The organism is Flavobacteriales bacterium, assembly GCA_021296215.1.
Lineage (GTDB): Bacteria > Bacteroidota > Bacteroidia > Flavobacteriales > ECT2AJA-044 > ECT2AJA-044.
In genome coordinates this window covers 1-18,130 of the sequence record JAGWBA010000027.1, presented here as the reverse complement: position 1 = coordinate 18,130, position 18,130 = coordinate 1, and the positions used below count along the sequence as shown (strand labels likewise).

16 protein-coding genes are annotated in these 18,130 nt (G+C 49.6%); 7 read left to right on the top strand and 9 right to left on the bottom strand.

The genetic code is table 11. The features are described 5' to 3' along the window. Window positions 1-2: 2 nt before the first annotated feature. The 3 genes from rfaE2 to J4F31_06090 are packed head-to-tail and all read left to right on the top strand — an operon-like array spanning window position 3 to window position 3,557. Window positions 3-497 carry a D-glycero-beta-D-manno-heptose 1-phosphate adenylyltransferase gene (rfaE2, locus tag J4F31_06100; GenBank protein ID MCE2496134.1) on the top strand — a complete coding sequence of 165 codons (495 nt, stop codon included), beginning with the start codon at window positions 3-5 and terminating at the stop codon, window positions 495-497. After that, entirely contained in the window at window positions 490-1,857 is a 1,368-nt protein-coding gene (gene radA / locus J4F31_06095) for a DNA repair protein RadA (protein ID MCE2496133.1), read from the top strand. Before rfaE2 ends, radA begins: the two co-directional genes overlap by 8 nt. Next, window positions 1,854-3,557 (top strand): ABC transporter ATP-binding protein, encoded by a 1,704-nt coding sequence (locus J4F31_06090; GenBank protein MCE2496132.1) that lies wholly within the window; start codon window positions 1,854-1,856, stop codon window positions 3,555-3,557. The genes radA and J4F31_06090 overlap by 4 nt, the downstream gene beginning before the upstream one ends. On the opposite strand, the gene J4F31_06085 is transcribed toward J4F31_06090, so the two are convergent. The 8 genes from J4F31_06085 to J4F31_06050 are packed head-to-tail and all read right to left on the bottom strand — an operon-like array spanning window position 3,554 to window position 12,369. Beyond that, window positions 3,554-5,017, bottom strand: a complete 1,464-nt coding sequence (locus J4F31_06085) for a hypothetical protein (GenBank protein ID MCE2496131.1) — start codon at window positions 5,015-5,017, stop codon at window positions 3,554-3,556. The genes J4F31_06090 and J4F31_06085 overlap by 4 nt on opposite strands. Beyond that, on the bottom strand, window positions 5,002-5,733 hold the full coding sequence (locus J4F31_06080) for a glycosyltransferase family 2 protein (protein MCE2496130.1): 732 nt from the start codon (window positions 5,731-5,733) through the stop codon (window positions 5,002-5,004). The genes J4F31_06085 and J4F31_06080 overlap by 16 nt, the downstream gene beginning before the upstream one ends. Before the next feature lie 40 nt (window positions 5,734-5,773). Further along, a complete protein-coding gene (locus J4F31_06075) occupies window positions 5,774-7,093 on the bottom strand; it encodes a hypothetical protein (protein MCE2496129.1) in 1,320 nt (439 codons plus the stop codon). 3 nt (window positions 7,094-7,096) lie between these two features. Further along, window positions 7,097-7,756, bottom strand: coding sequence for a CoA transferase subunit B (locus J4F31_06070; GenBank protein ID MCE2496128.1), 660 nt, complete (start codon window positions 7,754-7,756; stop codon window positions 7,097-7,099). 1 nt (window position 7,757) lies between these two features. Beyond that, window positions 7,758-8,462: a CoA transferase subunit A gene (locus J4F31_06065; protein MCE2496127.1), complete on the bottom strand. Its 705-nt coding sequence runs from the start codon at window positions 8,460-8,462 to the stop codon at window positions 7,758-7,760. Then, window positions 8,462-10,747: a transglycosylase domain-containing protein gene (locus J4F31_06060; GenBank protein MCE2496126.1), complete on the bottom strand. Its 2,286-nt coding sequence runs from the start codon at window positions 10,745-10,747 to the stop codon at window positions 8,462-8,464. Before J4F31_06060 ends, J4F31_06065 begins: the two co-directional genes overlap by 1 nt. 1 nt (window position 10,748) lies before the next feature. Beyond that, entirely contained in the window at window positions 10,749-11,240 is a 492-nt protein-coding gene (locus J4F31_06055) for a gliding motility lipoprotein GldH (GenBank protein ID MCE2496125.1), read from the bottom strand. After that, complete coding sequence (locus tag J4F31_06050; GenBank protein ID MCE2496124.1) at window positions 11,215-12,369, bottom strand: hypothetical protein; 1,155 nt, start codon at window positions 12,367-12,369, stop codon at window positions 11,215-11,217. Before J4F31_06050 ends, J4F31_06055 begins: the two co-directional genes overlap by 26 nt. A 111-nt stretch (window positions 12,370-12,480) precedes the next feature. On the opposite strand from J4F31_06050, the gene J4F31_06045 reads away from it, so the two are divergent. The 3 genes from J4F31_06045 to J4F31_06035 are packed head-to-tail and all read left to right on the top strand — an operon-like array spanning window position 12,481 to window position 15,148. Further along, entirely contained in the window at window positions 12,481-13,197 is a 717-nt protein-coding gene (locus J4F31_06045) for a decarboxylase (GenBank protein ID MCE2496123.1), read from the top strand. Between the two features lie 38 nt (window positions 13,198-13,235). Next, window positions 13,236-13,697: a GNAT family N-acetyltransferase gene (locus J4F31_06040; protein MCE2496122.1), complete on the top strand. Its 462-nt coding sequence runs from the start codon at window positions 13,236-13,238 to the stop codon at window positions 13,695-13,697. Then, window positions 13,694-15,148, top strand: a complete 1,455-nt coding sequence (locus J4F31_06035; protein MCE2496121.1) for a hypothetical protein — start codon at window positions 13,694-13,696, stop codon at window positions 15,146-15,148. The genes J4F31_06040 and J4F31_06035 overlap by 4 nt, the downstream gene beginning before the upstream one ends. Here J4F31_06035 and J4F31_06030 read toward each other — a convergent pair. Then, window positions 15,096-16,169: a DNA polymerase III subunit delta' gene (locus J4F31_06030; GenBank protein ID MCE2496120.1), complete on the bottom strand. Its 1,074-nt coding sequence runs from the start codon at window positions 16,167-16,169 to the stop codon at window positions 15,096-15,098. The two genes, J4F31_06035 and J4F31_06030, sit on opposite strands and share 53 nt — an antisense overlap. A 75-nt stretch (window positions 16,170-16,244) precedes the next feature. Between J4F31_06030 and J4F31_06025 the strand changes: the two genes are divergently transcribed. Further along, window positions 16,245-17,438 (top strand): phosphoglycerate kinase, encoded by a 1,194-nt coding sequence (locus tag J4F31_06025; GenBank protein ID MCE2496119.1) that lies wholly within the window; start codon window positions 16,245-16,247, stop codon window positions 17,436-17,438. Window positions 17,439-18,130 lie beyond the last annotated feature (692 nt).

Here is an 18,130-nt window from a genome sequence, read left to right as displayed (position 1 = left end):
CCATGGGGCACCTCGACTACGCCAAAGCCAAGATCCATACATTCGACTCTTTTCCGAACCAACGCCACATCTGGCGTTTTTTGGAAGAAAAAGTGGTATTCACCAATGGCTGTTTCGACCTGTTACACACCGGACATGTCACCTATTTGGCCATGGCACGCGATCTCGGAAAACACCTGGTGGTCGGATTGAATTCCGATGACTCAGTGAAACGACTCAAAGGGGAAAATAGACCAGTGAATGGCCTCGAAGATCGCGCATTGGCCCTGGCATCCCTTACCTTCGTCGATGCAGTGATCCCATTCGAAGACGATACCCCGGCAAAACTGATCGATATGGTTCGTCCGGACGTCCTCGTGAAAGGCGGGGATTACGCTATAAAGGAGATCGTGGGGCACGAACTGGTTCAAAGCTACGACGGAACGGTAACCACCATAGATCTGGTTCCGGGAAAAAGCACCACGGGACTCATTGAGCGAATGAACGACAATGGCTAAGACCAAAACCACCTTTTTCTGTCAAAACTGCGGAACGGAGTACCCCAAGTGGATGGGCCAGTGTAAGGCCTGTGGCGAGTGGAATACCATCGTCGAGGAATTGGTCAAAAAAGGAAAGGACAAAGCGGGCTGGAGAGCCAAGGCCACGGCAACTTCTACTGCTAAGCCAAAACCCATAAAGGAAGTAGATCTAGGAGCCGAACAGCGCATCAATACGGCGGGCAATGAGCTGAACCGAGTTCTCGGTGGGGGTCTTGTGCCGGGCTCTGTTATTCTTCTTGGAGGTGAGCCGGGTATCGGAAAATCAACGCTGATGCTGCAGATCGCCCTCCGCATGAAGAAAACGCGAATCCTCTACGTTTCGGGCGAAGAGAGTGAAAAACAAATACGCATGCGGGCCGAGCGCATCGGCATCACCAATGAAGAGTGCTACCTACTTCCTGAAACAAGTGCCCGGAACATCTTTGAACAAGCCGAGATCCTTGCGCCACACCTCCTGGTGATCGACTCCATTCAAACCCTGTACAGCGATGTGGTCGAATCGACCCCGGGAAGCGTTTCACAAATACGGCAGTGTACTGCAGAACTCATCCGCTACGCCAAAGACACCGGAGTTCCTGTATTCGTGATCGGACATATCACCAAGGAAGGCAATCTGGCCGGACCAAAAGTTCTGGAACACATGGTGGATGTGGTCTTGCAATTCGAGGGAGACCGCAACTACAATTATCGACTGCTGCGAGCTCACAAGAATCGCTTTGGAAGTACCCAAGAGCTCGGTATCTATGAGATGCACGGTGCCGGACTTCGAGAAGTGGCGAATCCGTCCGAACTGCTCGTCTCGGAAAAAGATGGCCCCACGAGCGGAACCGCCATTGCCGCCACCCTAGAAGGTATGCGCCCCATGATGATCGAGATCCAGGCCTTGGTCAGCTCCGCGGTATACGGCAATCCACAGCGATCGGCCACCGGATACGATCTGCGTAGACTGAACATGCTCTTAGCCGTGCTGGAGAAGCGGTGTGGATTCAAGCTTGGGCAAAAGGATGTGTTCTTGAATATCACGGGTGGAATCAAAGTCGTGGATCCGGCCATTGACCTCGCGGTCATGGTGGCCGTACTCAGCTCGAACGTTGATTTGGCCCTCGAAGACAAGGTCTGCTTTGCGGCCGAGGTCGGACTCACCGGAGAAATACGACCGGTCCAGCGCATAGAGCAGCGCATCAAGGAAGCCGAAAAACTAGGCTTCGACAAGATTTTCATCAGCAAATTCAATAAGGTGAAAGCCGCTGATTTCGGAATCAAAGTGATTCAAGAGTCCAAGATCGAACGTATATTCCAGCAACTGTTCGCCGGATGAAACCACTACTTCAAATCGAGGACCTCGTTACCGAATTCCGCTCCGATGGAACCTATAAACCGGCGGTGAAAGGTGTCAGCTTTTTTGTAGGCCGCGGTGAAACCGTTGGCGTGGTCGGCGAATCCGGCTCAGGAAAATCCGTCACCTCCCTGAGTATCATGCGCCTGATCCAGGAACCTCCGGGCCGAATATCGAATGGTCGCATTCTATTTCACGACTCGAACGGCGATCCCACGGATCTTCTTTCACTGCCTCGCGGCAGGATGCGCAACTATCGAGGTAATAAGATCGGTATGATCTTCCAGGAACCCATGACTTCATTGAACCCCGTTTTCACCTGTGGGGATCAGGTCATGGAGGCATTACTTGAGCACCGTACCAAGAATAAAAAAGAAGCTAAACGCCTCACGCTCGAACTCTTCGAAAAAGTAAAACTTCCGCGGCCCGAAGCGATCTTCAAGAGCTATCCGCACCAGATCTCGGGCGGACAAAAACAACGGGTGATGATCGCCATGGCCATCAGCTGTAAGCCCGATTTACTCATCGCTGATGAGCCCACCACGGCTCTCGATGTAACCGTTCAGAAGACCATTTTGGATCTCATCAAGGAGCTTCAGGAAGAAATGGGCATGGGCGTCATTTTCATTACCCACGACTTAGGAGTAGTAGCGGATATCGCTGACAAGGTAGTGGTGATGTATCGAGGTGAAGTGGTGGAAACGGGTGACACCGAGGCCATTTTCAACAGCCCCGAACACCCCTATACCAAAGGTTTACTCGCCTGCCGACCACCCCTTGATCACCGGGTCACCAAGCTACCTACTGTGAAGGACTTTTTGGATGAAGTTGAAGAAGACCGGCGAGAGGACCCATCGCGCCGAGAGGCGCATATCCGTGCACTTTGCGCACAGGATTCGATGATTCGGGTCCGTGATCTGCGCACCTGGTTCCCGGCCAATAAGAGTTTTTGGGGTAAGCCTCTCGACTGGGTCAAAGCCGTGGACGGCGTTAGCTTCGATGTTTTTCCGGGCGAAACGCTCGGTCTGGTGGGTGAATCTGGATGCGGTAAAACTACCCTAGGACGCACCATACTTCAGCTTCAGGATGCACATTCCGGAAGCGTGACGTATGCGGGACGCGAACTCATTGGCCTGTCGAAGGCCGAAATGCGACCACTCCGAAAAGACCTTCAGATCATATTTCAAGACCCCTACTCGAGCTTGAACCCGCGCATGACCATTGGAAAGGCCATTCAAGAACCGATGGAGGTACACGGATTGCACGGTCGACGCTCGCGGAAAGATAAAGTGATCGAACTGCTCGAGAAAGTGGGGTTGAACGCAGAACACTACCAGCGGTATCCGCATGAGTTTTCGGGCGGACAAAGACAGCGGATCGGCATTGCCCGCGCATTGGCCGTAGAACCGCGGTTCATCGTTTGCGACGAGTCCGTTAGCGCCCTCGACGTTAGTGTTCAAGCCCAAGTGCTCAACTTGCTGAACGATCTTAAACACGAGTTTGGGTTAACGTATATCTTTATTTCGCACGACCTCAGCGTGGTGAAACACATGAGTGATCGAATGATCGTAATGAACAATGGGCTAATAGAAGAGTATGGGGATGCTGAGAAGATCTACGCCGATCCGGCATCGGAATATACCCGCGAACTTATTGAGGCCATTCCGGGGCGCGGACGCTAATTGACGGAGGTGAGTATCCTCGGGTCGGCCATCAACTCTCTGTTATCGTGATTTCCCGGCAGGTCGAGCTTTTCAAAAGCGTAGACCCTCATTAAGGTACCATTATTCCTCGCTTGTAGACTTTCGGTAGGCTCGAACCGCTGAACTAGTCGAAAATGGGGCGAATCGAGCAGTTGATCGAGTGAAATACGCTCAGTCATGAAACGACGAGAGTCCCAAAGAACAAAAGCGCCGTTTTCGTTTTCTCCAAGGTCGGGAAACATGTTCGCCGGCAAGTAGCGGGTTACGTTATTGTACGTGAATGGGTCCTTTTCGGTGAAGTACAGGATGTTGTTGTTTTGGCAATAGAGTTTGTGTTTCGCGTATCCACTATCGCGGTACCAGAGTCCGGCCGAACGACTAATACGCACGATGCCCCCTTCGGGCTTTGGGAAGGGGTGATTTCGCCAGATCTGAAAGACTGTGAACAGGCAAAGTAGGGATAGCAATGGGGCAAGTGCTTTAGGGCGCAACCGAAGTACGGCGTTCCAGCCGGACCAGCTAATGATCAGCGCGAGGGGCATTACAGAGGCCAATACACGTACGAGGCCCATGGAACCGAGGATCCCTTTGGACCACATATAACTGTGTGCGATAAGGTATAGCCAAAAGGGAGCCACGATCAAGGCAAACCGCTCTAATCGGGCGCGGTGATCAGCGGCGAACCACAGAGTAATGTGCCCTGTAACGAAACCGATGAGAACGGTGGTGTTCATTCCGCGGGGGAGGCTATTGACAAAGGTCCACGGACTGCCCGATCCGTAAGGCGACTCCATGGGATAGGGGTTATTCTCTAGGAACCAGAGGGGCGAACCGTAAACGGGCCAACCGATCAGGGCCATGACTACAGGCCCAAAGGCGAGCCAGGGTATCGATCGCCAATTTCTGAGCAGCGCGAAAAGGCCGCCCATTGCGGCTATGAACAGCCAGCCTTCGGGTCGAGTAAAAGGAGAAAATGAAATGAGCAGAGCCGCCCAGAGGAATTGTTTTCGGAAGTAGAGGTTTACGGCTCCTACGACCACTAGTGCCATAGTGATCTCGGTCATGGCCGAAACGCTCATTTCGAAAAGTCGGGGAACGGAAAGGGTAAGCACTGCCAGCCATGGGGTGAATTTCATGCCGAGGCGCTTGGCCGTATCAGCGGCTACCAGAGCGGTAACTCCCAAGAGTAGGGTGTTAAAGACCTTCATGGTGGGAATCCCGCCGTAGGCGGAAAAAGAGAATAGAAAGGTATAGACAGGGCGCCCCCACATGCGGAGGAAGAGTTCGGGGTGTTGCCAGGCGTAGCGGGCGAGGATCCAGTGTGCGAAGTTGTCGTTGCCGCCGAAAACGCCAAAGCTTTGAGGGGCCCAGTAAAATAGCCAGGAGAGGAGAAGGGCGAAGATCGCGTAGCCGGTGCGGCCGATCAGTTTTTCGCCCATAGGTTGTACTTGAGAATACAGTAAATCGTGCGAAAGCCATCGCGCCAGCCAATCTTTTTACCCTCTTCGTAGGTGCGTCCGTAGTAGCTGATTCCGACCTCGTAGATGCGGATTTTCGGCACTCGGGAGAGCTTAGCGGTCACCTCGGGCTCGAATCCGAAACGCTTTTCTTTGAGATTCAGCGATTTGGCAATATCGGCCCGAATAAGCTTGTAGCACGTTTCCATATCGCTCAGGTTGAGGTTGCAGAGCATATTGGAAAGGGTGGTCAGGACTTGGTTTCCGATGCTGTGCCAAAAGAACAGCATGCGGTGGGCGTATCCGCCCATGAATCGAGAACCGTAAACGACATCAGCGAACCCGTCAAGAGCAGGTTGTATAAGTCTACTGAATTCCTGCGGGTCATACTCGAGATCTGCATCTTGAACAATGAGATAATCGCCCTTTGCCAATTCTATTCCCATGTGGATGGCAGCACCCTTTCCTTCATTAATGGGTTGCTCAAAATATTGAAGTCGTGATGGATCATACTCACTTCTAAAGCGATCCAATTCACCTGCCGTGCCATCGGAAGAAGCATCGTTAATGACAATGATTTCTTTATTAATCCCTTCAGGCAGCCCCGCTTCATAAACCTTTTCCAACAGGGTATAAAGCGTGGCCTCTTCGTTATAAGCTGGAATTATGATTGATAAGGTTGGCAAAGAAGGATTCATCGAAGTGTGCGCAAATATAGATAAATATAAGCACATTCGCTCATCTCGCTCCGGGTTCCCCGAGTTTTGCTGCTTCATAGTCGGGTCGCTCCAGGGTGGCTCGTTTCTCAGGAGGGTTTTGTGTTCTAAGGAAAATCATCCGATACGAGTCTCGGGTCATTCCATCCCAGTGAATGATAATTCGATCATATTGATAGGTTGTCAGAACATTATACGAAATGAGCAGTGCGAGAGGTATGTACATCAATTTCGACCAATTCTTGAGGTTCCAACCATCGAACATAAGCGCCAGAGGCAAAGCGAAAAGAGGATAACTGTCGATCAAGGGGCGAATGGAATAACTTCCTCCGTACCACCAGCACCACCAAGCGAAGGTCACATACCAATAAAGCAGTAGAATCAATGTGGTTAGTTTAGATCGCAAATCACCATTGAGCGCATCGCGCCACAATGCCCATATACCGAATAGCATGATCGGGGTATAAATCAGCCAGCCCGACCTCCACGAAAAGAACCCTTCAATTATTTTGGGGTCGTTCCAGAAAAACCCTTCGTTGACATAAGGGTTATACAACCATTTGCCCGTAAGAGATTTCCAATAAAGCAGTTGGGGAATGGGTGGGATGATTCCACCGATGAGCACGGGTAGCACCTCTTTCCTCAGGGACAAGTCTCGATCCCGGTGCCATAGCCAGAATATAGCGATGGGTAGTATGAGTAATAAATTTACAGGTCGCACCACCATTGCTAATACGGCCGCAAGGCCGCCCCAAAAAAGCCACTCCTTTCTGGTATACTTCGGATCAAAAATAAAGAGCAACATGCTGATTATGGCGAAGCTGTACACGTGAGACATGGGGCTTCGATACACCACATAATAGAGTAGGTTAGTCCCCACATACAGGACCGTGAGAGTAACTATAGTGGCCATGGGCGAAGCCCTTCGCAGCAGAAATTTGGCGAGAAACCAAAGCCCGACGATCAGCCAAAAAATGGAACTGACGATTAGGGCAATTGCGTAAATCTCAGAATATCCGGTAGGCTCGAAGCCCAATGGTTCAGCTAAGGCATGAGCGATAAAAAAGAATGGAGCGTAAAATACTGAGACGCCGTAGGTTACCTTCAGAGGTCTTTTGAGACGCTGCTGGGGAGCGTGAGCGACGTGATGAGGGAACAGGTCGTAATCCCAGGCCTTTTCCATCTTTAGGTCGTTGTAAATGACCAGTGCAGGCAAGTACGTATAGTAAAGAGAGACATCGTAAATGAGCACGCGGTTCTTTTCCCATTTACGCGCTTGAATCGAGAAGTAAAACGTTCCTGCAAGAACTACGAGAAGAAAGATGCGTACAGAGCGTGGCATGGGTTATGCTTCGATCTTCATCTCCGGTATTTCCCCTTCAATGACGAGTCGGCCTTCGGTTGCGATTTTAATCTCCTCCACCGAAATTCCTGGGGCGCGTTCCAGCAATATAAAGCCGCGTTCGTCAATATCGAGCACAGCCATATTTGTAACGACTCTCTTGACACATTGAACGCCTGTTATGGGCAGGGTGCATTCGTTGAGCAGTTTGCTTTGGCCGGCTTTATTGGTGTGCATCATAGCCACTATTATATTCTCTGCACTGGCTACCAGGTCCATGGCGCCTCCCATTCCTTTAACCATTTTTCCAGGGATCTTCCAATTGGCGATATCGCCATTATCGGCAATTTCCATGGCTCCCAATACGGTGAGTTGGACGTGCTGTCCTCGGATCATGGCAAAGCTGGTAGCCGAATCAAAAAAAACGGCTCCTTTTCTGGCAATGATGGTCTGTTTGCCCGCGTTGATCAAATCCGGATCTTCGTCGCCATCAAAAGGGAATGGTCCCATTCCTAAGATTCCGTTCTCCGACTGAAATTCTACGTCAATGTCATCCGCGACATAGTTGGCGACGAGTGTAGGAATTCCAATCCCAAGGTTGACGTAGTATCCGTCTTCTAATTCCTGGGCTATCCGTTTGGCGATTCCGTGTTTATCGAGCATATCAGTTTGATTTAGGCCTTACGGTTCGTTGCTCAATTCTCTTTTCATAATTCACTCCCTGGAAGATTCGCTGGACAAATATGCCCGGAGTGTGAATTTGGGCCGGGTCAAGCTCTCCGGCCGGAACTAGCTCTTCGACCTCAGCGACGGTAATCTTGCCGGCCATGGCCATGGGTGGATTAAAATTCCTGGCGGTTCCTTTGTAAACGAGATTTCCGGCTTCGTCGCCCTTCCATGCTTTAACGAAAGCAAATTCTGCGGTCAAGGCCGTTTCTAAAATATGGGGCTTGCCACCGAAGATCCTCACTTCTTTTCCTTCTCCGACCTCAGTGCCGTATCCCGCCGGGGTATAGAATGCCGGTATTCCGGCTCCTCCCGCACGGCATCGCTCGGCCAAACTACCTTGAGGAATCAAATCGACCTCCAGCTCACCGCTCAACATCTGTTTCTCGAAAAGGGCGTTCTCGCCCACGTAAGAGCTGATCATTTTTTTGATCTGCCTTTTTTGAAGCAATAAGCCAAGCCCAAAATCATCAACTCCGGCGTTATTCGATATACAAGTAAGATCCTTAACACCGGCATCTCGAAGAGCCGCAATACAGTTCTCTGGGATTCCACAAAGGCCAAAACCACCCAACATCAGGGTCATGCCATCGTGAACTCCCTCAATTGCTTCCTGTGCGTTAGCGACTGCTTTTTTGATCATCAGAACTCGATTTCGTCAAAGTTAACATTATTGGCCTTCTGCTTTTGCTCGTAGACTTCACAGTTGAGCTCGATTCCGACCCCCGATTCGGGCGGGTCAAACTCCGCTTTTGAAACCGTCAAGGTCTTATCGGCATAGCATTTCTTCATATAATTTGCCCAAATCGGCAGGGCCATGGTCGCACCTTGTCCGTACGCGATACTCCTAAAGTGAGCAGCTCGGTCTTCAGCACCTACCCAAACCCCCGTCACGAGGTTCGGCACCATACCCATGAACCAACCGTCACTGTGGTTTTGGGTCGTTCCCGTTTTTCCGGCGATGGGGTTTTCGAACTCGTATGGATACCCCGTCACGACGTCATTTATGTAGCTATAGTCGCCCCATTTTGTTCTCAATCGAATTCCTGTTCCGTATTCTGTAACACCCTGCAATAAACTAACAGCGGTGTAAGCCGTTTCTGCACTCATCACTTCCCTTGTCATGGGATTAAACTCCGCAAGTACAACGCCATATTTATCTTCGATGCGCAGGACCGCGGTGGGTTCCGTGTAAATCCCATCGTTCGCAAACGTCCCGTAGGCACCTACCATTTCGTGCAAACTGAGATCAGGTGTTCCAAGACAGATGGCCGGTTGCTCGGGAATTTCACCTTCAACACCTAAATTTCGCGCCATTTCGATGACCGGTTTCGGGCCAACCTGTTTCATCAGATAAGCGGTAATCGTATTCACCGATTCTGCCAATCCTTGCTTTAAGGAAAGCTGCCCACCATACTCATCATCCGAATTCTTCGGTTGCCAATCCTTCAACAACCCCCACTCTTCTTTTTCGAATCGGACTGGCACATTAGGTACCTCATAGCAGGGCGAATATTTCTTTTGATCTATGGCAGTCACATAAACGAATGGCTTAAACGTGGAGCCAACCTGCCTTTTCCCAAGTCTCACATGATCATACTTGAAGTGTTTGTGGTCAATTCCGCCAACCCAAGCTTTGATGAAGCCCGTTTCCGGATCCATACTCAACATTCCCGTTTGCAAAAACCATTTGTAGTATCGAATCGAGTCCATCGGGGTCATAACCGTGTCTATTTCTCCATCCCAAGAGAAGACACTCATTTCCCGCGGTGTGTTGAATTCGAGATCAATACTATCGCGGGGTAGATCATTCTTTCTGGCCACCCTATATCGCTCACTTCTTCGGACGGCCTGCTGCATAAGCCGCTCTATATCTGCCGAGCCTAAGTCCTGAAACGGCGCGTTCTTTCTCCCTTCCCAATGCCTGTAAAACACACGCTGCAAATTGCTCATATGAGCCCTCATGGACTCTTCAGCATATTGCTGCATCCGAGAATCAACCGTCGTGTATATTTTAAGTCCGTCTGTATATAAATTATACTCAGTGCCATCGGGCTTCGGGTTTTTATCGATCCATTCTCTCATGAAGCCCCGCAAATATTCCCTGAAGTACGGCGCAAGACCATCGTTGTGCCCAGCCCGCTGATAGTCCAGTTCCATCGGAATTTTTTTAAGACTGTCTGCCTCGAGCCGAGATAAAAAATCATTGCGCACCATTTGGCTCAATACCACGTTGCGGCGTTCTACAACCCTTTCCGGGAAAAGTCTCGGGTTGTAGTAACTTGAATTCTTGAGCATACCCACCAAGGTGGCCGATTCCAAAACGTCTAATGAATCCACCGATGAGTTAAAATAAATCTGAGCAGCTGATTCAATTCCAACCGCCAGATTGAGAAAGTCATAGCGGTTTAGATACATGACCAAAATTTCCTCCTTGGTATACCTTCTCTCCAGTTCCACGGCTATGATCCACTCCTTGAATTTCTGGAAAACTCTTTGAAATTTGCTGCTGGCGACCTGTTCGGTAAAGAGCATCTTCGATAGTTGCTGAGAAATAGTACTCGCACCACCCGAGCTACCTAATTTGGCGATGGCTCTTGCTAATCCCCTAAAGTCAATTCCACTATGACTAAGGTATCGTTCATCTTCAGTCGCTATCAGGGCCTGGGGAAGATAAGGTGAAAGCTCCTCGAATCGAACATGAGTTCTGTTCTCCAGAAAGTACTTTCCAATGACCTTCCCGTCGGCGGAAACAATCTCGCTGGCCAGGTAATTCTTGGGGTTTTCTAACTCTTCCACAGTGGGCAATGGACCAAACCACCCCCAGCTCGCCATGAACATAATTAATATGATTCCAACGACCGGCGCAAGGGCCAAGAACCAGAGCCATGTTAAATATTTTTTGAAGCTCGTATTATTCGCAGCCATATCAAGAATCTCCAGAAGTCAATGCCAGTCTAAAACCAACGTCCTCAATGCCCACCAATTGTGTGTCGCGCATTCCATGTGTCAGTGAAATTGAATATTCTCCATCGCCCGGTAACTCTCCACCGATAAATATCGGTAGGCGAAATTCTTTTACTGCCCCAGCTCCCTTGCCCAAAAGCGCACCACTGGGGGCCGCCAATCTGTAGTTGACCGTGTCACGCCTACCTTCTCCGTTCGGGTACTTCTGATCTACAAAAACATACAGGTTTTGGTAGGAGTATTCGGCATTCACTCTCAAGGCCATGAAGCCATCGTACCGAAAATGCTCACCTGAAGGCTCCCAGTGAAAGGTCATAACTGAATCCATATGCCAACCGGCGCTTCCCACCTCCCGATAACTTTCAAATACTCTTGATCGGTCACAAGATGTAAGCGTTAACGCACATGCCAGTAGAATCAAAAAAAGGCTATTTTCGATGTTTTTCTGCACCATTTGAAGGCTTTTTGCGTCTTTTTTTGCGGTTTTTAGGTCTTTTCTGGTCAAATCTCTTCAGATCATCCTGGCCCACCACATTCTCAAAATCAAGTCTTTTTCCTTCCTCTTTCTCTTCACAAAAGTCTTCCAAACAATTCGGCGTTTGGCCAGATTTATTCAGGTCAATAATCTCGTGAACTGATTTACGATTGAGCTCAACAAAAGCTGAAAACTCACCGGTGTAGCAATACCACATTTTCCCTTTGAAGATGTCCAACTTGACGAATCGGGCTTCACCCTTCTCCGTTTTTAGGCGCACTCCGGTATCAGGAAATCCTTTGATTTCCTCTAAATAGGCATCTAGCTCGTAATTCAAACAGCATTTCAATTTTCCACATTGGCCAGCAAGTTTTTGCGGATTTAAGGCCAACTGCTGATATCGAGCAGCCGCAGTATTCACCGATCTGAAATCGGTCAACCACGTCGTACAGCATAATTCCCGCCCACACGATCCAATTCCCCCAAGTCGAGCGGCCTCCTGACGTGCTCCAATTTGCCGCATGTCAATCCGAACGCCAAATTCTCTTGCGAGATCCTTGATGAGCTGCCGAAAATCAACTCGACCATCAGCAGTGTAGAAAAAAGTGGCTTTTCCGTTGTCGCCCTGATACTCAACGTCGGAAATCTTCATTTGCAAATTAAGACGCATAGCAATCTCACGTGCCTTATACATGGTAGGCACTTCGCGATCTTGCGCTTTTCTCCACTTGTCTATATCTCCTTGAGAGGCCTTGCGGTATACCTCACGGATTTCGTGCGATTCCGGATCTATCTTTCTCTTGCGCATCTGGAGGCGCACAAGTTCACCCGTTAAAGAAATATTTCCAATATCGTGTCCCGGACTACCTTCAACAGCAATGGTATCACCCATTTGAAGGGGTAGGTCATTGACGCTCCGGTAATATTCCTTGCGCCCATTCTTAAAGCGCACTTCAACACAGTCGAATCTCTTCTGATTCGCCGGTGCTTCCATATTCGCAAGCCAGTCGTACACCGACAGTTTGGTGCACCCACCGGTGCTACACGTTCCGTTATTCTTACATCCCGCAGGAAGGCCACCTCCACTCGAACAACTTCTACATCCCATGGTGCTTTCCTATAGTTTCAAGTCTCTAAGCTACTTATATATGCGTTCACCGACAAAAATTTGTGCCTTCGGCACGATGCACACCTTTTCTCTACCTTAGACGTTCTCGTTATGCGTTCAACAATCTTCATCCTTGCTCTCCTTTTGCTTTGCTGCAGCAGACCATCAGTGCAGGTTACGAATGTACCCGTTCATCATGCGGGTGCGCTGCAAAATTTCATGCATTATGGCGATATCTCGGCCAAATTAGACCTCCTCCAATTACAGGAAAGCCAAGGCATTTACGCACTTGGAGCCCGAGCTGATCTCAAAGGAGAGGTCCTTATCCTCGATGGACAGCCCTTAATAAGCTACAGCGACAGAGGAAAAGTTGCCCTCGATTTTTCCTGGGATCACGACGCCTCCTTGATCGTCTATGCTTCAGTTAGTGAGTGGGCAAATTTTAATATCCCGAAACAAATTTCGACACCAAAAGAACTAGAAGCTTTTATTGATTCCATTGCTTCCAAATTAGGAATGGACACAGAAAAACCATTCCCCTTTATGATTTTCGGCGAAATCGAAAGGGCGAATTGGCACGTGGTCGATTGGCCGACGGGCGATTCAGTACACACCCATGAAAAGCACATTACTTCAGGACCGCATGGAATCATCCAGAACGAGGAAGTCCAAATCCTCGGATTTTTCTCTAAGCATCATCAAGCTATTTTCACCCGCCACACCACCTTCATGCACCTTCATCTGGTTACTGCGGATAATCGCTTGGCGGCGCATCTCGACGAAGCCAAATGGGGAAATGAAATGACGCTCGCATTGCCAAAAAAATGAACCGGCCAATTAAAACAGAACGATGCCTTTTAAGGCCCATGACCGCAAAGGACCGCGAAGCTGTATTTGCGTACCGGGGCGACAAAGAGATCAATCAATATCAAGGCTGGGTTCCAGAGAGGCTTGAAGATGTCGATTCCTGGTTGGGAAAGAGGCCTGCGGAAATCAATACACCAGGCACCTGGTTTCAACTCGTCATTCTTGATAATGGCCACTTGGAAGTCATTGGAGATATCGGCCTACATTTTCCGAAAGACGAAAACGACATATGCTGGTTGGGGTGCACGCTTCGAAAAGCAGATCATGGCAAAGGGCTAGCCAGCGAATGTCTCGAGTCCGTTATGCTTTTTCTCCACGATGCCCTCCAAAAAGAAGGAGTCGTCGCTTATATCAAAGAGAAAAACTTTCCGTCTAGACGACTATTCGAACGACTCGGGTTCAAGAATGTAGCCGTCGAAGAAGGTGACCTTTACAAGTATTTTCGCACCTTGCCTATATGAGTCCAGGTCGAGTCTCCATATTTGAGTACCTGTTATTCACCTTGTTGCTGTTGCCTTTGTTCTGGTTAAACCTCAATGGCACCCATGATTGGGGTGGAGACTTTGCTCAGTACATTCAGCAGTCGGTCAATATTGTCAATGGCGTCGATCATACTCAGTCGAACTACGTATTCAATCCTGATTATCCGGAGCTTGCTCCGCCGAGCTACCCGGCGGGCTTTCCGCTGCTGCTGGTCCCTATCACGGCAATTTGGGGCATTAACCTTTTGGCTTACCAATACGTCTTGACCACCATGCTCTGCGGGCTTGCTTTGCTCACGTTCGGGCTTCTACGTCATCGATTCACCAGAGCCGAAGCCGGCGCGGCCATGCTCATCTTTACCTACAGCCCAACAGTCATTCGTTTCAAGGATGAAGTTCTATCGGATATTCCATTCACGCTTTTATCACTCGGAGCCATCCTGCTATTTATCCGCTGGAAAAGACAAGCAGGTCGTTTAATTTCACTAATTCCTGTTGTCTTTCTCCTCGGTTTTGCCTTTCTACACCGAAATATCGGCTTCGTTTTTCTCTTGGCCATGCTCATTGATCTGGGAACAAAAAACGTAAAGGCCTCTGGTATCCTAATTTCTGGTTCAATCGTCCTTTACCTGCTCTTCGATCAAATCATATTTCCAGCCAAAGCCTCACTAAACGGACACTTTTTAGACTTATTCTTGGCGGGCGGATTCAGAGAAACAATCAATACCACTTCGGAATACTATGTCACGATCTTTCAAAATTTTTTCACACCAGAAGGTGTAGAACTCGACTTCTTTCCGCTCGTTACTCGAGCTTTTGCCATTGCGTTTTTCACCGTGGGGCTCTTTATTCGGCTCCTGCATAGACCTTCGGTTTTGGAATGGAGCACGGTGGGTTACTTGGGCGGTATTTTTCTGTTCCCCAATACGACCCAAGGCTTTCGATATTTATTACCCATTTTTCCTCTGGCATTCTTGTATATCATCACAGGCTTACGCAGCGTGCGACTGCCTAGGAAAATCTCCCCGTTTTGGATTTCTATGACAGCGCTTTTGGCCATAGGTCTTCCGTATCAGAATTACTTAAAATTGGCCCTACGGGCCGATGAGAATCACCTAGGGCCACAGTCCCATGCCGCACAGGAAGTCTTTCGTTTCATCGAAAATAACACTGAAGAATACGCTCAATTCACCTTCGTTAAACCACGAGTTTTAGGGTTGTTTGCTGATCGACAAGCATTTGCTCAACATCCGAAGAAAGTACTCCCTGCTTCTTTTGACTACCTGTTAACATGCAATGAATTGACTGACCCGGCCTCAGAACAATTCATAGCAGAGCAGCAGGATCAACTGGAAATTGTATTCCAGAATGCCCGTTTTACGCTGTATCGGTTGAAGCGTCTTTCCGATGAAGAAGTGAGTTCATCTTGATTCCTAAGTCGAGTAAAACCACCTTGGCATTGGCGTTGCGTTCAATGTGGTATTCCGCCTTATTCAACTCCTCCAAGATTTCCATGATGTTGCCACCGTGAACGAATCCTGCGAATTTTTCAAGTTGAAATCCCGGCGGCTGTAGCTCGATCCGCTGAAGCGCGCGCAAATCGTAATTGAGGATGAGCGCATCGCGCAGCACTTTTGAGGTATAGCTCAAAAATTGCTTCAGGCGCTCGCGTCCCCAACCGGCCATGCCGTCGACCCACACCACCAGGTCGCCCGTTTTTTGATGGGCAAGGTAGGCTTTGCGAATAAAATCGACAAAGGCCACGCCATTTTGCGCCAGTACTTCTTCATTTTCGCGGAGGGCTTGCATTTGCTGCTCTTCAGTGAGCAGTTTGAGTCGGACCGCTTGCGTCCTCGACCTTATGGTGCCAATGAGGGACTCCTCATCTTCGGTAGCTAAGAGAAATACCGTGCGCTGCGGTGGCTCTTCGATGACCTTGAGCAGTTTGTTGGCTGCACTAAGGTTCATGCGCTCCGGCATCCAGATCACCATGATCTTGAATTGGCTTTCGTACGGTTTTAGCTGAAGTCGTTTGAGGATGTGGGCGGCTTCATCGACATTGATGAGTCCTTGTTTGTTCTCGACGCCCAAGCGCGAGAGCCAATCGAACAGCGATCCATACGGCTCTTCCTTCACGAATGTGCGCCACTCCTCCAAGAAATTGGAGCTTACCGGATGCTTCACCTTGGGGGGAGCCGCAAAGGGAAACGAAAAATGCAGGTCGGGATGCTCGAGCCGCGCATACTTTTTGCAGCTGGCACATTGGCCGCAGCTGTCGTGCTCGCCTTTGTTGGTGCAGCTGAGGTACTGGGCATAGGCGATGGCCAAGGGGAGTTTGCCGGTCGCCGGCGAACCCGTAAACAGCTGGGCGTGGGCTATGCGGCCTTCGCGGGCCGATTTGATCAACCGTTCCTTGACCTCGTCTTGTCCTATGACCTCCGAGAATAACATGTAGCGAAATTAACGATTACACCGAGTTTACCCGCGAATCGGATAGAATCTTAATTTTGAGCAAAATTATTCGACATGCGCACCATTGACGACATCAACTTTGCGGGCCAACGGGCCCTTATTCGGGTCGACTTCAACGTATCCTTGAACGACCGATTCGAAATAACGGACGACAACCGCATACAGGCGGCCTTGGCGACCATACAAAAGATTCGCCAAGACGGCGGCAATGTAGTGCTTATGTCGCACCTCGGTCGCCCCAAGAAAGGGCCCGAAGAAGCCTTTAGCCTGCGTCACTTGTTGAGCCATTTGAGCGAGGTCATCGGAACAGATGTTCAATTTGCCGACGATTGCATCGGCGCTGATGCCTTGTCGAAAAGTCAAAAACTCGGTGCCGGCCATGTGCTGTTGTTGGAGAACCTTCGTTTTTACGGCGAGGAAACGGCTGGTGATGCCGACTTCGCCAAGAAGCTCAGCGAGTTGGGCGATGTGTATGTGAACGACGCGTTTGGAACGGCACACCGCGCTCATGCCAGCACGGCGGTGATCGCGCAATTTTTCCCTGAAAAGAAATACTTCGGTTATGTCATGGCCGGGGAGATCGAGAATGTACAAAAGGTGCTCGACAGCGATGAGCATCCGGTCGTGGCGATCTTGGGTGGTGCCAAGGTGAGCAGCAAGATCACCATCATCGAAAAGCTGTTACCCCGCGTCGATGCCATCATTATCGGTGGTGGAATGAGCTACACCTTTGCCAAAGCGGCGGGCGGTAGCATGGGTCAATCGCTGGTCGAAGAAGAGCATTTGAGCACCGTAGAACACATCAACAAGGCCGCGGCGGAGCATAAAGTGACCATTCACCTGCCGGTCGACAGCGTGAATGGCGATAAATTCGCCAACGATGCGGAGATCCAAACCAGCTCGGCCGTGGATATTCCCGACGGATGGATGGGCCTGGACATCGGTCCGGAGACCATTGCGCGGTACAGCGAGGTTATCAAAGACGCTGCCACTATTTTGTGGAACGGTCCTATGGGGGTGTTCGAAATGGAGAATTTTGCGGCCGGAACCAAGGCCATCGGCGAAGCCATTTGCCAGGCAACTGAAAAGGGTGCCTTTAGCTTGGTCGGCGGTGGTGACTCCGTCGCAGCGGCCAAGCAATACGGTATTGCCGATCGCGTGAGCTACGTCAGCACCGGTGGTGGGGCTATGTTGGAGTATTTAGAGGGGAAGGAGTTGCCGGGGATTGCGGCTGTTCTTAGTTCTTAGTTTGCTCTGGGCCCTAAGCCGTTTGCCATTACCCTTAACCTTTTGCTTGACCAAAAACGAACCAAAAAGTCAAGTCGTCCCACTATGCCGATTTCGCATTCGCGAAACCGCTCGTCATTCCGCTTCATGCTTTTATTCGCTTCGCGAATCGCAATTCCGCTCAATCCTCGCCTTCGGCTACGGGAACGACAACAAAGCGCCATAAGATATGCGCCGCTATGCAGAACAAGCTCCCAGAATAAGCAGGAATAATTTTCTGCCAGGCAGAAATTATTTTGCTACGTGAGCGAGCTAAGAGCTATCAACTCCCACAGGAATTCACTCGCGGCCATGCCGAGAAAACGGCTACAAACCTCCGGTTGCGCAGGTCGCCAAATGGGCATAAGCCTACAGCATTGGTAAAAATCCCTTTGGAGCTAACTGGCTTAACCGGCCGTATCTCGTGAATAACCCTACGGGTAACCATTCGTATGTTTTATTATGATGACTTATCTTGGGGTTATAACACGTTGGCGTGCATAGTGTGATTAAAAAAATATCACCGAAATGAGATTTATAGCCGTACCAATACTGCAATCCTTTCTATTCATTATTTTGATTATTGGATTGCAAAGTGTAATACTGTAATACTCCCCATATTTCAGACCAACAATGCGGTTTTGTTAGTTAATAATTGGGTTTGATTAAAGATA

Excerpts from the sequence above, each read along its gene's own strand:
- J4F31_06045 (MCE2496123.1), top strand. The coding sequence starts at position 12,481 with ATGCGTTCAACAATCTTCATCCTTGCTCTCCTTTTGCTTTGCTGCAGC.
- J4F31_06035 (MCE2496121.1), top strand. The coding sequence starts at position 13,694 with ATGAGTCCAGGTCGAGTCTCCATATTTGAGTACCTGTTATTCACCTTG.
- J4F31_06080 (MCE2496130.1), bottom strand. The coding sequence starts at position 5,733 with ATGAATCCTTCTTTGCCAACCTTATCAATCATAATTCCAGCTTATAAC.
- J4F31_06090 (MCE2496132.1), top strand. The coding sequence starts at position 1,854 with ATGAAACCACTACTTCAAATCGAGGACCTCGTTACCGAATTCCGCTCC.
- J4F31_06050 (MCE2496124.1), bottom strand. The coding sequence starts at position 12,369 with ATGGGATGTAGAAGTTGTTCGAGTGGAGGTGGCCTTCCTGCGGGATGT.
- J4F31_06070 (MCE2496128.1), bottom strand. The coding sequence starts at position 7,756 with ATGCTCGATAAACACGGAATCGCCAAACGGATAGCCCAGGAATTAGAA.
- J4F31_06060 (MCE2496126.1), bottom strand. The coding sequence starts at position 10,747 with ATGGCTGCGAATAATACGAGCTTCAAAAAATATTTAACATGGCTCTGG.
- J4F31_06030 (MCE2496120.1), bottom strand. The coding sequence starts at position 16,169 with ATGTTATTCTCGGAGGTCATAGGACAAGACGAGGTCAAGGAACGGTTG.
- J4F31_06085 (MCE2496131.1), bottom strand. The coding sequence starts at position 5,017 with ATGGGCGAAAAACTGATCGGCCGCACCGGCTACGCGATCTTCGCCCTT.
- J4F31_06055 (MCE2496125.1), bottom strand. The coding sequence starts at position 11,240 with ATGGTGCAGAAAAACATCGAAAATAGCCTTTTTTTGATTCTACTGGCA.
- J4F31_06075 (MCE2496129.1), bottom strand. The coding sequence starts at position 7,093 with ATGCCACGCTCTGTACGCATCTTTCTTCTCGTAGTTCTTGCAGGAACG.
- rfaE2 (MCE2496134.1), top strand. The coding sequence starts at position 3 with ATGGGGCACCTCGACTACGCCAAAGCCAAGATCCATACATTCGACTCT.
- radA (MCE2496133.1), top strand. The coding sequence starts at position 490 with ATGGCTAAGACCAAAACCACCTTTTTCTGTCAAAACTGCGGAACGGAG.
- J4F31_06065 (MCE2496127.1), bottom strand. The coding sequence starts at position 8,462 with ATGATCAAAAAAGCAGTCGCTAACGCACAGGAAGCAATTGAGGGAGTT.
- J4F31_06025 (MCE2496119.1), top strand. The coding sequence starts at position 16,245 with ATGCGCACCATTGACGACATCAACTTTGCGGGCCAACGGGCCCTTATT.
- J4F31_06040 (MCE2496122.1), top strand. The coding sequence starts at position 13,236 with ATGACCGCAAAGGACCGCGAAGCTGTATTTGCGTACCGGGGCGACAAA.